We start from the raw sequence: 14,392 nt of genomic DNA on the forward strand, positions 1-14,392 counted from the left end.
AGCTTACTTATGATAAAATGCCTTCAAAGACAGGTAAGGGAAAACTTGCAATTATTCACCCGATAAAATAGCCGAGATGAAACCCTGTTACTGCATTAATCCCGATTGTTCTCAGCCAGATCATCCGAGTAATAATAACTCGAATACTCGTTACTGTCAAAGTTGCGGCTCTCAATTGTTGTTAAATGGTCAATATAGGGTAAGTCGGTTATTGAGTGATCCGACCGGTTTTGGGGTTGTTTATGAGGTTTTTGAGGGTTTTACAGCTAAAATCCTCAAGGTATTACAAGAAAAATGGAATAATCAACCGAAGGCAGTGGAATTATTTAAACGGGAATATGACGTTTTATTAGAGTTAAGTCGTCAAAATGTCATCGGTGTTCCTCAAGCGGATGCCTATTTTCAATATTCCACGAGAGAGGGGAAAATATTACACTGTTTAGTCATGGAAAAAGTGGAGGGGATTAATTTAGAACAGTGGCTAAAGCAGTATGATAAGTTAAGTCAAAAACGAGCTTTAAAATGGCTGAGAGAAATTACTTTAATTCTCGATAAAATTCATCAACAGAATTGGCTGCATCGTGATATTAAACCCCCTAATATCATGCTGCGGAATAGTGGCGAGTTGGTGTTAATTGATTTTGGGACGGCAAGGGAAGAAACCCAAACCTATCATCAAAAGGTAAAAGGTCAACAAGTAACAGGTATTACTTCAGCCGGATATACACCCAATGAACAACAACATGGCCAAGCAGTGATTCAATCAGATTTTTATGCTTTAGGACGAACTTTTGTGCATTTATTAACCGGAAAACATCCTTTAGAAATTTATGATGCGGTTAATGATGTTTTATCTTGGCGAGAAGAAACGGAAAATATTCACCCGTTATTGTTGGATTTTATTGACGAGTTAATGGGGAGATTGCCCAAGAATAGGCCAGCTAATGCTAGGTTTATTTTACAACGTTTAGATGAGATTGAAAAACAGTTAAATTTACCTCCTACAACTCCTAATAGACCATCTCCACCACCACAAAATCCGCAGCCTGTTGTAACTCAAAAACAACCGCCGGTTATTCCTAAGATTAATCCTTCTCCGCCGGTTTTACCTGTACCTGTACCAAAAAAACACCAGCACAACCGGTTAAAAATAATAATCTGAGAAACAGAATGATAGCTCTTGGTGGCATTTTGTTATTAGGGATAGGAATAACCCAAGGTTACGGTTATTTAAAATATGAAATATTTCCTGCTAGTCCTCAATTATTAATATCTGATTTATCTAGTCTTCGCTTTTTAGATAAAACCCTTACTGGTCATTCTAGCACGGTTGGGTCAGTAGTATATAGTCCCGATGGCCGCTATTTAGCTAGTGGGAGTAGTGACGATACTATCAAAATTTGGGAGGTAGCAACAGGTAGAGAATTGCGTACCCTTACTGGTCATTATTGGGGGGTTTACTCAGTGGTATATAGTCCCGATGGCCGCTATTTAGCTAGTGGTAGTTGGGACCAAACTATCAAAATTTGGGAGGTAGCAACGGGAAAAGAATTGCGTACCCTTACTGGTCATTCTAACAGGGTTAGGTCAGTAGTATATAGTCCCGATGGTCGCTATTTAGCTAGTGGGAGTGGTGACGATACTATCAAAATTTGGCGGGTGGGACAGTAAACTTGTGTTGGGGGTGACAGCAATAACTTTTGTCTATCAAAAATGAGCGACACTTGCGGGAAACTCAACTGCACCGATGTCTTTAAAAATGTTGGGTTTTAGCTCAAATTTTTGAATCGAGCAGTTTTCTCCTAAGTATTAAAGCGCTCAACTCAACCGAAAAGCTTGATCTCAGCTACTAGGACGATAACTGCGACTGAAGAAAACTGTAACCACGATCAAATCGGGGAATCATCCTACAGTTGAATTGATTCAGTTCTTCAACAATATCAGGACTATCAAAGTCTTTTGAGTTTCGATTCAAAAAACACGCCTGCTGTGGCTGATAACGTCGTAAATGATGAAGTACCGAGGCATAGACAAGAGCATCTTGTGGCGTTAAATCATATATCGTTTCATAAGATGCTGCTTCGATTAAAATATCAGCAGTAAGTGCCACAATTTCTCCTACCTTGAGGAGGCGTTCTCGATATTTATTAAAACGATGTCGTTCTTCTTCATTGCTTTGCACCATTAAACTAGCAATATCTTGAATACTCTTGATCCGACTTGCATAAGAAGCTGTGCGTGAAAGTTGACGTAACTCAGTATCTAGTAACTGTTGAAGTTCCCGACGACTCTTTGCTTGACGAGTCAGTTTTTCGTGAGGTTCAGCTAGACTATATGCTGGAATAATTAGTTTGGCTTGTCCTGTTTCACAAAGTTGCAGAATCTGCTCACAGCTTAGACACTGCTCTTGCTCGAAGGTTAGCTCTAAAACAAAATTTGTTTCAACATAGATATTCACGCCGCCGCCTCACGCTGAAATTTTCCTCCAGCTAAAGCAGCATACAAGCCTGAATCAATCAACCAACGCTGAGAATCATCGAGAGCTTCAGGCGGCTTTTCAGAATAAATAATCTCTCCCAACCAGGAAGCAACAATTAGTTCAAGACTTTGCCTACTAATTTGGTCATTCGTTACCCCTGCTCGTTGAAAATAAGGCTGAAGAATGGGACTTGCATCAATCATGTAACTAGGTTCACTCTGCTCCTGAAAAGCCCCAACATTACTCCATAAGTAAAATCTGTCAGGAAAGACCAGCAAAAAATAGGGAGCCTTGGCAAAAGTACCGTGTGCCAGAATATTGCGTCGGAGTTTTGCCGCCCATTCTTGGGATACGTTGGTTTTGCACTTGACCTCAACCACAAGAGCGAGTTGACCATTGCGGTTATTAACTGCTAAATCCCAGCCAGAAGCCATAAGATGAACTGATGAAACCATACACAGCACTCCGGGTAAAATTATTGATGAATGATCATACACAATTCTGTCTTTAGGTCAAGTTGCTTTACAAAACTTCAAGCAATTTCTTGGCAAAATTTAACCCTTAATGTCTCTTTTAGGAGGTGATAAGGGATTAAGTGCTTTGATTGGCGCGGGTTTTCGGCGATTAAAAGTTACATGGTCACACTAAGCCCACAGCATACCACGATCTTATCACATTACGAAATGTAACGAATCCTGCTTTTCGGCTAAATTTGGGCAAATTCGCATAAAATCTAGTTTTGTAAAGTTTTGTTGCATTGGCTTTTTATATTTAAATTTTCAATTATTTATAAATTTATAATAATTTTTATTTATATTTATTGGGAAAAATAATACAAACCACTCCAGACACAGAGTTTTTGTCTTGTGGTCAATTATTGGTATTTGAGATTAGGGAGCAATAAGACGGAAATTAAAAGCAGTAAAATACTATATAATGTGTATATTAACAATCTACTATACACAACTAGGGATAGGATGAGAACTAACATTATCATTGATGACCAACTCATGGCTGATGCACTTAAAGCTACTGGTTTAAAGACTGAACAAGAAGCTGTTGAATTGGGTCTTAAGACTTTGATTCGACTCAAACAACAGGAGAAAATTAAAGCCTTTAAAGGTAAGCTTAAATGGGAAGGAAACCTTGAGGAAATGAGGCACGATCAATGATTCTTGTTGATTCTAGTGTTTGGATTGATTATTTCAATGGTTATAATACTACGGAAACAACAGAACTTGATTTATTGCTGGGAGTTGAACCGATAGCTATTGGTGATATTATTCTCACCGAAGTTCTCCAAGGTTTTAGGAGTGATAAGGATTATCAAATAGCCTATCGCTTACTAACTTCATTAACTATTTATGATTTACTAGGTTTGAGAATGGCATTGAAAAGCGCGGACAATTATCGCCAGTTACGCAAGAAAGGGATAACTATTAGGAAAACTGCTGATGTTATTATTGCCTCCTTTTGTATTGAAAATAATCTTCCGCTCCTTTTTTCAGATAAAGATTTTATTCCTTTCGTTAAGCACTTAAAGCTAATTTCAGCTTGTCCTACTACTAATGATGAACGATGATTGAGTTGCGACTCATTTCTATTAGGGAATGTTGAGTAAATCGACTAAAAACTTCATGGTGCAATTTGGTAGATGCTTTTTACCTGAGTTAATCGAGTGGCAAACAATAACGCCGCTAGAATATCCTCCCGTTCCAAATCATCGTAGTCGGCTAAAATGTCTTCGATACTCATGCCAGAACTAAGTAATTCTAGGATAAATTCAACAGGATAACGCAATCCTCGAAGGCAAGGTTTGCCATGACAGATATTTAAATCGAGTGTGATTCGCTGCAAAAGTTGGTTTTTCTCTGGGTAATTCAGTTGCTTGTAATCGTCCAATCCTCTGCTCTTAAACCGGCAATTTGCCCAAAATCTGAGAGATTTCGCGTCAGCAGGATAGCCTGATTAACCATTGAGATAGCAGCAATCTTCACATCCATCGAACCCAAACGAGGGTAAGTTACCCGAAGTTCTTGAAAAACTTGACCTGCCTTTTCATCAAAGCCGACAATGGGAATCGTGCGATAATTAGCGAGGTGCTTTTCTAGCCTTCGATAGGCAACAACTTGGGTTTCAATCGAATTTGCCTTGGCTATGTAACTGAGCCATCCCCGCATTTGTTCTTCGTAGGTGATAATTGTGGTGGCAACTTCGCTGCTCGTAATAGCAGCCAGTTTTTTCAGCAATTGTTGTGCCGGTTGTCCCCCGCGATCGAGAATACTAATATGATCGGTATCAATGAGATACATTTCAGGATTCGGATGCTTCCTTGGCTAATGGTTTTAGGGACTGACGGTACTCTTGACCAAACTGCATTGCCTCTTCGTAAGCTGGATCGTCAGCAAAAGTGCCGACAATTTTTTCCCACCAGGTAGTTTCGCTGACAGTAGGTAGCAAACGCTTAAGCAGTGCTACTTCAGCTTCTAAAGCTGCTAGTCTGATCTCTAGATCAGTGCTTAACATGGTTGATATATCCTCCTATTCTGCTCTTGCTCGAAGGTTAGCTTTAAAACAAAATTTGTTTCAACGCCAGAAGCCATAAGATGAACTGATGAAACCATACACAGCACTCCGGGTAAAATTGTTGATGAACGATCATACACACTTCTGTCTTTAGGTCAAGTTGCTTTACAAAACTTCAAGCAATTTCTTGGCAAAATTTAACCCTTAATGTCTCTTTTAGGAGGTGATAAGGGATTAAGTGCCTTGATTGGCGCGGGTTTTCGGCGATTAAAAGTTACATGGTCACACTAAGCCCACAGCATACCACGATCGTATCACATTACGAAATGTAACGAATCCTGCTTTTCAGCTAAATTTGGGCAAATTCGCACAAAATCTAGTTTTGTAAAGTTTTGTTGCATTGGGTTTTTATATTTAAATTTCCCAATTATTTATTAGCTTAAGATAAATTTTACTTATTTATCTAGATCAAAAAAAACCAGTCTTCCCTAATTTTTCGGGAAAACTGGACAAGCTAATCTTGAGATTTTAACCAACCTTAGCGGTTTGTTTTTGGCTAAAAAATGCCGCTAAAACCTGTTCGGCAATCTGGGGACTGGTTAAACCCAAATCAGCGAAGGATTCCTCTGGTTTTGCGTGGTCCACTAATTTATCGGGAACCCCGAAACGTTTGACCGGAACTAGAATATTAGCATCCTGTAAAGCTTCCAAAACCGCAGAACCAAAACCACCCATCAAACAACCTTCTTCCAAAGTCACCACCTTACCAAGACGTTGGGCAAGAGGAAAGATAAGTTCTGTATCAAGGGGCTTGACAAAACGGGCATTAACCACTGTGGCTTCGATACCGTGTTCGCTGAGAATTTCAGCCACCTGTAGGGAAGTGTTGACCATCGTGCCGTATCCCAACAGAAGAATATCATCACCACTGCGGAGAATTTCGCCCTTACCGATGGGTAAAGCTTCCCAACCCTCTTCCATCAGGGGAACCCCTAAACCGTTGCCCCGGGGGTAACGCATGGCAATGGGGCCGCTGGTATGATTAATCCCCGTCACCACCATTCTTTGCAGTTCCGCCTCATCTTTCGGGGCCATAATGGTCATATTGGGGATACAACGCAGGTAGGCGATATCGTACATCCCCTGGTGCGTCGGTCCATCGGCCCCAACAATACCGGCCCGGTCCATGCAGAAGAAAACCGGTAGATTTTGAATGCAGATATCGTGAATAATCTGATCAAAAGCCCGCTGCAGGAAAGTAGAGTAAATAGTGACAACCGGGCGCATTCCTTCGCAAGCAAGACCACCAGCGAGAGTAACGGCGTGTTGTTCAGCAATGCCCACATCGATGTACTGTTTCGGCAGTTTTGCCTGAAATTTATCTAATCCTGTCCCGGTGGCCATGGCGGCGGTGATACCGATAATGCGCGGGTCATTTTCCGCTAATTTAGTGAGAGTATGCCCGAAAACTTTGGAATAAGCGGGAGGTTTCGGTTTACTGGAGGGAATCGGTTTACCCGTGGCTAAATTAAAGGGATTTTGGGCATGATAACCCACTTGATCTTTTTCGGCCCATTCGTAGCCTTTGCCTTTAACGGTGGCAACGTGGACGAAAACCGGTCCGTGGACCTTATGGGCCTGTTTAAAAGTGGCGATTAATTCGGGAATATTATGACCATCAATCGGGCCAAAATATTTAAAACCCAATTCCTCGATAACAGCACCGACTTTGGGAACTGCTAACCGTTTCATCCCTTCTTTGACTCGTTCCATTTCCGGAGTGAGGGAGTCCCCGAAGAAGGGTAGATTTTTCAATTGTTCCTCGAGATTATCAGCGATAAACTGAACGGGTTCGCTAAGACGAACTTTATTGAGATAGCGGGAAATTGCCCCGACGTTGGGGGAAATGGACATCTCGTTATCGTTGAGGATAACCATGATGTTGGTGTTCGGTAAATGTCCAGCATGGTTAATCGCTTCTAGGGCCATACCCCCGGTTAAAGCGCCATCCCCGATGATCGATACCACCTTGAAATCTTCCCCCTTGGCATCCCGGGCTAAAGCCATTCCTAACCCCGCAGAAATGCTCGTAGAGGCGTGTCCAGCCCCAAAATGGTCAAATTTGCTCTCGCAACGTTTTAGATAGCCCGCAACACCGTTTTTTTGGCGGAGGGTGTGAAAATCGTTATAGCGACCGGTGAGGAGTTTGTGCGGATAAGCTTGGTGTCCCACGTCCCAAAGGACTTTATCGCGATCGAGATCGAGGGTTTGGTAAAGGGCGATCGTTAGTTCTACGACTCCTAACCCCGGTCCCAAATGTCCACCGGTAGCGGCGATCGTCTGGAGGTGTTTTTCGCGAATCTGACGGGCAATATCTTCTAATTGACGGAGTGATAAACCATGTAACTGGTTGGGATGAGTAATTTCACTTAGGTGCATATCGGCTTCTTTTTCAAAGTAGTTTATCCCTATACTCACTGTATAGGATTTCCCGCCTGAGATGAAGGAAAATCTAGGCTAATCTGGCCGCCGTGCGTAAAATTTGGCCGGCTAACATGGCAGCCCCAAAACCATTATCGATATTAACCACACCGATACCGACCGCACAGGAATTGAGCATAGTTAACAAAGGAGCAATACCACCGAAACTGGTTCCGTAACCGATACTGGTGGGAACGGCGATCACCGGGCGATCAACTAATCCCGCTACCACACTTGGTAAGGCTCCTTCCATTCCCGCAACAACAATTAACACATCGGCGGCATCCAGTAGATGGCGATGATTCAAGAGGCGATGAATTCCCGCTACTCCCACATCCCAGAGACGCTGCACGGAAAAACCGCATAATTGAGCAGTAACCGCCGCCTCCTCCGCTACGGGAATATCGGCAGTTCCCGCCGTTAGGATGGAAATTATCCCTTTTGGGGGATTTTCTGGAGCGGCTGCGGCAATGGCACAGATGCGGGCCAAGGGATAATAAACTAAGTCTGTTACCTGTTCCTGTAGCTGGACTGCTATCTCTGCTTCAATGCGGGTGGCCATAACCACGGGACTATTTTGACGCAATACACCGATAATTTGGGCAATTTGAGCGGTGGTTTTACCCGGTCCCCAGATAACCTCCGGAAATCCCGTTCTTAATTGACGATGATGGTCAATTTTAGCGAAGTCTTCCACCGGTTCAAAGGCCAGATGTTTAAGTTTATCTAAGGCTGTCTCTGGGTTAATTTCTCCCCTGGCAACGGCGGTCAGCAGCGATCGCAAATCGGCAGCATGCAACATGATCAGTTATCAGTTATCAGTTATCAGTTATCAGTGGGTAAGTTATCAGTGGGTAAGTTAACAGTTATCAGATTTGAGTTTTAAGTGAGCAGTATGTGTTAAGTGAGCAGTATTAAATAGCAGTTTCTTGCCATCTTTTCACTGATTACTGCTCACTGCTCACTGATTACTGCTCACTGATTACTGCTCACTGATTACTGCTCACTGCCATTAAGAGGCCATGGTAGCTGCGGGACGGCGGCGGCGATAAGTACGATTGTCCGCTGGTTCCGTTGCCGCCGCTTGCAGGAGGAAAATCACTAGAGGTTGACTCTGTAACTCCCGTTTGATTAAACGTTGCAAAGTCGTCTCGATTTCGGCGCGTAAACCGGCCCAATCCTGAACCCCCGTGGCGGTTTTAAATTCACAAATGCGATCGCTTAAACAGCGTTCGATCGCCCGAATAATTAACTGATTCAGCAGCGGGATTTCCACTTTTGTCACCACACCGCGCAAATTAATCTCTGGAGGTGCGCTTAATTGTCCCTCAGCGTTAACGAAGGCGGCGATCGTAATCACACCATCTTCGGCTAACTGTTGTCTTTCCTGCATAATGTGTTCGTGAACCACACCCGCTTGATCGACTAACTCGATTCCCGAAGGTACTGGCGCGCCGAGGCCAATGCGATCGCCAGTTAACTCGATCGTGTCACCATTTTTGACAATCACCATATTTTCGGCGGGAATCCCCATACTTTGGGCCATCTGAGCGTGTTTGACCAGCATTCGGTGTTCTCCATGCACTGGCACAAAAAACTTCGGCCGCGTCAAAGATAGCATCAATTTATGGTCTTCTTGGGAACCATGACCAGAAACGTGAATTCCCTTATCGCGTCCGTAAACCACGTTAGCACCCTGCATCATCAGGCGATCAATTGTATTGACCACGGCGATCGTATTACCTGGAATCGGATTAGCGGAAAAGACAATTGTATCCCCCTGACGCGCACGAATATGAGGATGTTCACCCTTAGAAATCCGCGTCATGGCCGCTAAAGGTTCCCCCTGGGAGCCTGTGGTTAAAATAACGATTTTCTCATCAGCTAAATTGCGGGTCGCTTTCAGGGGTTCAAACAGATCATCGGGACATTTTATATACCCCAAATTGCGCGCATGAGCGATGACATTTAACATTGATCGACCCACTACCACCACTTTTCGGTTAAATTTCTGGGCCAATTTCAACACCAGATTAATCCGATGCACCGAGGAAGCAAAAGTAGTAATCATAATCCGTCCCGTTGCTTGGTTAAAAACCCGCTCTAAACCAGGATAAACGGAAGCTTCCGAGGGAGTATAACCGGGTACTTCCGCATTAGTGGAATCACTCAATAAACATAGCACCCCTTTCTCGCCATGTTCGGCAATTTTTTGTAGATCAAAAAATTCGCCATCCACGGGAGTATGGTCAATTTTAAAATCTCCCGTGTGAATAATTACCCCTAAAGGAGTGTGAATTGCTACACAAAAACTATCGGCGATCGAGTGGGTATTGCGGATATATTCCACCATGAAAGATTTACCTAAACGCACCATTTGCCGAGGAGCAACGGTTTCTAATTTGGTACGATTTACTAATCCTGCTTCTTCCAATTTATCCCGCAATAAAGCCATCGCTAGACGCGGACCGTAGATAATTGGTACATCAAATTGTTTGAGATGGTAGGGAATACCACCGATATGATCTTCGTGACCGTGGGTGACGATCATTCCCTTAATTTTATGGCGATTTTCCCTTAGATAAGTCATATCGGGAAGCACTACATTGACCCCGTGCATATCATCGGAAGGAAAAGCTAAACCAGCATCTAGGAGAATAATCTCATCATCGTATTCAAAAACACAGGTGTTTTTGCCGATTTCGTGTAATCCTCCTAGGGGAATGATCTTTAGTTTTGCTTGGGTTTTATCTTGACTCATTAGGTATCCTTGAATTGTAAGTTATGGTTAGTTTTCAGGTGGGTTTTGTGGACAGGAAATCTCAAAAAATGAATAGTTAGAATAAGTCGAACTAGGGAAATAAACCCTAGCTAAATTCACTTATATCAATACTTTCTCGCCGTTCTAAACTATATTTGTTTTCTAGTTAAGCTATTAACATCATAACCTATTTCTCGAAAAAATCCTAGTTTAGTGAGCGAAATTTTCTAGTATTTTTCTAGATTAAAGCCAATTCTTGCATAATTTTTGCTAATCCTTCTTCGAGATCGGGACTTAAGTAACATAAAGGAAGTCTGAGACCCCCCCACTTCCCAACCGACTAGATTTAAGGCCGCTTTAATTGGAATTGGATTAGTGGCACAGAATAAACCTTTAAACAGGGGAAATAATTTCAAGTTAATCTCGATCGCTTTGGCCGCATCTCCAGTTAATAAAGCTTGAATCATTCCTTGAATTTCTTCTCCCACTAGATGACTAGCAACACTGACCACTCCCACCGCGCCACAGGTCATCAGGGGTAAGGTGAGAAAATCATCGCCAGAATAAATAGCGAAATTTTCAGGGGTATGACAGTAAATCTTACAGGTTTGTTCTAAATTACCACTAGCTTCTTTTACCGCCACAATATTATCAACTGCTGCCAGTTTAATAATTGTTTCTGGGGTCATATTTTGACCCGTACGACCGGGGATATTATAAAGCATCACCGGCAGATCGGGACAAGCTTTGGCAATGGTCAGAAAATGCTCGTATAAACCCTCTTGGGGTGGTTTATTGTAGTAAGGAACCACTTGCAAAGAACCATCTAAACCTAGTTTAGCAGCCTGTTGGGTAGCTTCGATCGCTTCGGAAGTGCAATTAGAACCCGTCCCCGCGATCACTTTTCCCCGACCATTAACCGCTTTTTTGACAATGCTAAATAGTTCGTATTCTTCCTGCCAACTTAGAGTGGGTGATTCTCCCGTTGTTCCACAGACCACTATACCATCGCTACCGTGGGTAACTAGATAATCGGCCAATTTTTCCACCATCCCATAATTAACTTGACCCTCGACGGTGAAGGGTGTCACCATCGCCGTAATTACTCGTCCAAAATATGTTTCACTCATTGATCAGTTATTAGTTATCAGTTATCAGCTTCTGAAGGCAAGAGGCAATAGGCTCCCAAAAAAAGGTTAGAAACTAAGTACATCGAAGCTTTTAGCCTAACAAATCGAGTTATCAGTTTTTGAGCGATCAGCAATTAGCTTTCAGACTTTATTTATCCGATTAATTAGCTATTTTTCTAGTTATCATCGCCTTGGTCTAGCTGATGGCTGATAGCTTAATTATCAAACTGTTGCTAATCTTGAACCGACGAGATTTTTCTTAACTAAAAGTTCGGCAATTTGTACAGCATTTAAAGCCGCACCCTTGCGAATTTGATCGCCGCATAGCCACAATTCTAGTCCGTTAGGATGGGAGATATCTTGACGAATGCGTCCCACTAATACTTCATCGCGACCGGTGGCATCAATTGGCATGGGAAAATAATTAGCGTCCCAATCTTCCACTAATTTTACCCCCGGAGCGGACTGAAGAATTTCTCTGGCCTTCAGCACAGAAAAAGGCCGACTAAATTCTAGGTTAACCGATTCCGAATGGGCCCGCAGGACGGGAACCCTCACACAGGTGGCGCTAACCCGCAGCTCTGGACAAGCAAAAATCTTGCGTGTCTCATTCACCATTTTCATTTCTTCCTCGCAGTACCCTTGACCATTAATCGGGGTATTGTGGGGAAAAAGATTAAAAGCGAGGGGATAGGGGAAGGAATTAGTGGGAGGTTGCCGATGCTCAAGAATTGCTTGTGCTTGCTGTTTTACCTCCTCCATCGCTCGCGCTCCCGCACCACTAGCGGACTGATAAGTAGAAACTACTACTCGCTCGATCGCCTGTACTTGGTGAAGAGGCCAGATCGCCACTCCTAAAAGAATTGTCGTACAGTTGGGATTAGCGATAATGCCCCGGTGATTGTCCACACTGTCGGGATTGATTTCCGGGACAACCAGAGGCACTTCCGGATTCATGCGAAAAGCGCTGGAGTTATCGATAATTGTCGCACCGGACTCGACAATAGTTTTCGCCCAAGCTTTCGAGGTGGACCCCCCCGCAGAAGCGAGAACAATATCCACGTCCTGAAAAGAGCGCTCGTTTACCGCTTCGATTAGGAGACTTTCGCCCCGAAAATTGAGGGTTTTTCCAGCAGAACGCTCGGAAGCCAGTAATTTTAGACTAGCGAGAGGGAATTGACGACTAGCTAATAACTCTAGTAATTCCGTTCCCACGGCCCCGGTGGCCCCTAAAATAGCGACCCGTACTTTTTGACTCAAATTGTGTAACCTCCTGACGAGTTGGGTGATGATAATGATCCGAAGAAATCGTTAAAGTAAAAAATCTTTTTTGTCCACCGAGTTATCCTAAAACTTGGATTGATCGGCCTTTGATCAGCAAAATTTTCTGATTGGGCTTAACTGCCCCAAAAACGGAATAAATTAAATATACCCCATTGACCGCTAAAATAAAAAGATTGTGAGAGCTTGGGGAGCAACTGCAGCTATTCCCCTAGAATATCATGAGCGGGACGGATCCACCGCAGGCGTAAACACCGCTCACCCTATTATAAACGTTCCTTGTCGTAAGAGCTAGAAAAATCAATGAAAGTTATTCAGGAAAAGCTTCCTGCCAGTCAGATAGGTTTAGAAATTGAAATTCCCGCCGAAACCACGAAAAACACCCACGAGAAAGTGGTAAATAATTTAGCGAAGTCGGCCAATATACCTGGTTTTCGCCCCGGGAAAGTTCCCCGTCAGATTCTTCTGCAAAGATTGGGAACTAAAGCGGTAAAAGCGGCAGTAATTGAGGAATTAATCGAAAATTGCCTCGAATCTGCCCTAAAACAGGAGGGTATCGAGTCCCTGGGTAATCCCCAGCTATTGTCTCAGTTTGAGGATTTGATCGCTGCCTATGAACCGGGTAAAGCTTTGACTTTTTCAGTTTCCGTGGATGTGGCCCCGACAATTATTCTCGGAGATTACGAAAATCTGAGCGTTACTGCCGAAGAAACCGTTTATGATCCCGAATCCGTGGAAAATTGGTTTAAAGAGCGTCAAGAACAGTTAGCGACATTGGTTCCCGTGGAAGATCGCGGGGCGCAGCTGGGAGATGTGGCGATCGTTGATTATCGGGGAAAATCCGCCGAAACTGGCGAAGATATCCCGGATATTGACGGCGAAGATCTGCGGGTGGATATGGAAGCAGGACGCTTTATCGAGGGGATGGTGGAAGGAATTGTCGGCATGAAACCGGAAGAAGTCAAAGAGATGACTTTAACTTTCCCGGAAGATTATCCCAAAGAAGATGTGGCAGCAAAAGCGGTAATTTTTACCATTACGATGAAAGAGTTAAAAGCCAAGGAATTACCAGAGCTTGACGACGATTTTGCCCAAGAAGTCAGCGATCAGGAGACAATCGCCGAATTAAGAGCAAGTTTAGAGAAACGTTTCCAAGAACAAGCGGAGAAGGAAACCAAAGACAGCATTTATGACGCTTTAACCAAGGAATTAGTCAAGGGTGCGACTTTAGATTTACCGGAGACCCTGATCGAAAAGGAAGTGACGCAAATTTTGACCCAAAGCTTCATGCAGTTCCAACAAATGGGGCTAGATGTCAACCAGTTGTTTACAAAAGATAATATTCCCAAACTGCGGGAAAACGCCCGTCCCGATGCGATCGAAAGTCTGAAACAGACTCTCGTGGTGCAGGAATTGGCTAAAGTCGCAGGTATTGAAGTTAGTCCCGAAGCGGTAACGGAAAAAATCGCTAAAATCATGGCGCAATTGTCCGATCGCGACATAGATAAGCAGCGTCTAGAGGCGGTGATCACCGAAGAAATGCTGGCGGAAAACACCCTAGAATGGCTGAAGGAAAAAGCTACTATCACCCTCGTCCCCAAAGGTTCCCTAGAGGAGGAAGCAAGCGAGGAGGAGGAAACAGAAGAAACCTTAGCAGCCACCGACGTGGAAGTGTTGGCAGCAGAGGAAGAATAACCGTAAGGAGTTAGCAGTCGTGTTGGGTGTTGGGGTGTT

The 14,392-nt window shown here is 43.5% G+C and carries 12 protein-coding genes and 2 pseudogenes; 4 read left to right on the plus strand and 10 right to left on the minus strand.

Annotated features, from left to right (window positions below; genetic code table 11):
• Positions 1-76: 76 nt before the first annotated feature.
• Positions 77-1,662 (plus strand): annotated as a pseudogene (locus tag GQR42_RS24945) (protein kinase domain-containing protein); the annotation flags it as partial.
• 187 nt (positions 1,663-1,849) lie between these two features.
• Here the strand turns inward: GQR42_RS24945 and GQR42_RS24950 are convergent.
• On the minus strand, positions 1,850-2,458 hold the full coding sequence (locus GQR42_RS24950) for a PIN domain-containing protein (protein WP_158202033.1): 609 nt from the start codon (positions 2,456-2,458) through the stop codon (positions 1,850-1,852).
• The gene (locus tag GQR42_RS24955) at positions 2,455-2,913 is read right to left on the minus strand and encodes a hypothetical protein (protein ID WP_233271162.1); all 459 of its coding nucleotides are present in this window, start codon (positions 2,911-2,913) and stop codon (positions 2,455-2,457) included. Before GQR42_RS24955 ends, GQR42_RS24950 begins: the two co-directional genes overlap by 4 nt.
• Before the next feature lie 543 nt (positions 2,914-3,456).
• Between GQR42_RS24955 and GQR42_RS24960 the strand changes: the two genes are divergently transcribed.
• Positions 3,457-3,651 carry a type II toxin-antitoxin system VapB family antitoxin gene (locus tag GQR42_RS24960; RefSeq protein WP_158202034.1) on the plus strand — a complete coding sequence of 65 codons (195 nt, stop codon included), beginning with the start codon at positions 3,457-3,459 and terminating at the stop codon, positions 3,649-3,651.
• Positions 3,648-4,061: a type II toxin-antitoxin system VapC family toxin gene (gene vapC / locus GQR42_RS24965; protein WP_079206164.1), complete on the plus strand. Its 414-nt coding sequence runs from the start codon at positions 3,648-3,650 to the stop codon at positions 4,059-4,061. The genes GQR42_RS24960 and vapC overlap by 4 nt, the downstream gene beginning before the upstream one ends.
• A 53-nt stretch (positions 4,062-4,114) precedes the next feature.
• Here vapC and GQR42_RS24970 read toward each other — a convergent pair whose 3' ends face one another.
• The 8 genes and pseudogenes from GQR42_RS24970 to GQR42_RS25005 form a co-directional block, all read right to left on the minus strand.
• The gene (locus GQR42_RS24970; RefSeq protein WP_233271163.1) at positions 4,115-4,336 is read right to left on the minus strand and encodes a DUF433 domain-containing protein; all 222 of its coding nucleotides are present in this window, start codon (positions 4,334-4,336) and stop codon (positions 4,115-4,117) included.
• A gap of 23 nt (positions 4,337-4,359) precedes the next feature.
• The gene (locus GQR42_RS24975; RefSeq protein WP_158202035.1) at positions 4,360-4,791 is read right to left on the minus strand and encodes a type II toxin-antitoxin system VapC family toxin; all 432 of its coding nucleotides are present in this window, start codon (positions 4,789-4,791) and stop codon (positions 4,360-4,362) included.
• Between the two features lies 1 nt (position 4,792).
• Entirely contained in the window at positions 4,793-5,005 is a 213-nt protein-coding gene (locus GQR42_RS24980; RefSeq protein ID WP_158202036.1) for a hypothetical protein, read from the minus strand.
• A gap of 528 nt (positions 5,006-5,533) precedes the next feature.
• A complete protein-coding gene (dxs, locus tag GQR42_RS24985) occupies positions 5,534-7,444 on the minus strand; it encodes a 1-deoxy-D-xylulose-5-phosphate synthase (protein WP_158202574.1) in 1,911 nt (636 codons plus the stop codon).
• 73 nt (positions 7,445-7,517) lie between these two features.
• A complete protein-coding gene (gene larB / locus GQR42_RS24990; RefSeq protein WP_158202037.1) occupies positions 7,518-8,288 on the minus strand; it encodes a nickel pincer cofactor biosynthesis protein LarB in 771 nt (256 codons plus the stop codon).
• 210 nt (positions 8,289-8,498) lie between these two features.
• Positions 8,499-10,247, minus strand: coding sequence for a ribonuclease J (locus GQR42_RS24995; protein WP_158202038.1), 1,749 nt, complete (start codon positions 10,245-10,247; stop codon positions 8,499-8,501).
• 238 nt (positions 10,248-10,485) lie between these two features.
• Positions 10,486-11,377, minus strand: a pseudogene (gene dapA / locus GQR42_RS25000) (4-hydroxy-tetrahydrodipicolinate synthase).
• 222 nt (positions 11,378-11,599) lie between these two features.
• Positions 11,600-12,637: an aspartate-semialdehyde dehydrogenase gene (locus tag GQR42_RS25005; protein WP_158202039.1), complete on the minus strand. Its 1,038-nt coding sequence runs from the start codon at positions 12,635-12,637 to the stop codon at positions 11,600-11,602.
• Positions 12,638-12,961: 324 nt separating this feature from the next.
• Here GQR42_RS25005 and tig point away from each other — a divergent pair, with 324 nt between their 5' ends.
• Positions 12,962-14,353, plus strand: a complete 1,392-nt coding sequence (gene tig, locus GQR42_RS25010) for a trigger factor (RefSeq protein ID WP_158202040.1) — start codon at positions 12,962-12,964, stop codon at positions 14,351-14,353.
• Positions 14,354-14,392: the final 39 nt, after the last annotated feature.

Source organism: Microcystis aeruginosa FD4 (assembly GCF_009792235.1).
Classification (GTDB): Bacteria; Cyanobacteriota; Cyanobacteriia; order Cyanobacteriales; family Microcystaceae; genus Microcystis; species Microcystis viridis.

Coding starts and splice junctions, on each gene's coding strand:
- GQR42_RS24955 (WP_233271162.1), bottom strand. CDS start 2,913: ATGGCTTCTGGCTGGGATTTAGCAGTTAATAACCGCAATGGTCAACTC.
- GQR42_RS24960 (WP_158202034.1), top strand. CDS start 3,457: ATGAGAACTAACATTATCATTGATGACCAACTCATGGCTGATGCACTT.
- vapC (WP_079206164.1), top strand. CDS start 3,648: ATGATTCTTGTTGATTCTAGTGTTTGGATTGATTATTTCAATGGTTAT.
- GQR42_RS24975 (WP_158202035.1), bottom strand. CDS start 4,791: ATGTATCTCATTGATACCGATCATATTAGTATTCTCGATCGCGGGGGA.
- GQR42_RS24980 (WP_158202036.1), bottom strand. CDS start 5,005: ATGTTAAGCACTGATCTAGAGATCAGACTAGCAGCTTTAGAAGCTGAA.
- dxs (WP_158202574.1), bottom strand. CDS start 7,444: ATGCACCTAAGTGAAATTACTCATCCCAACCAGTTACATGGTTTATCA.
- larB (WP_158202037.1), bottom strand. CDS start 8,288: ATGTTGCATGCTGCCGATTTGCGATCGCTGCTGACCGCCGTTGCCAGG.
- GQR42_RS24995 (WP_158202038.1), bottom strand. CDS start 10,247: ATGAGTCAAGATAAAACCCAAGCAAAACTAAAGATCATTCCCCTAGGA.
- tig (WP_158202040.1), top strand. CDS start 12,962: ATGAAAGTTATTCAGGAAAAGCTTCCTGCCAGTCAGATAGGTTTAGAA.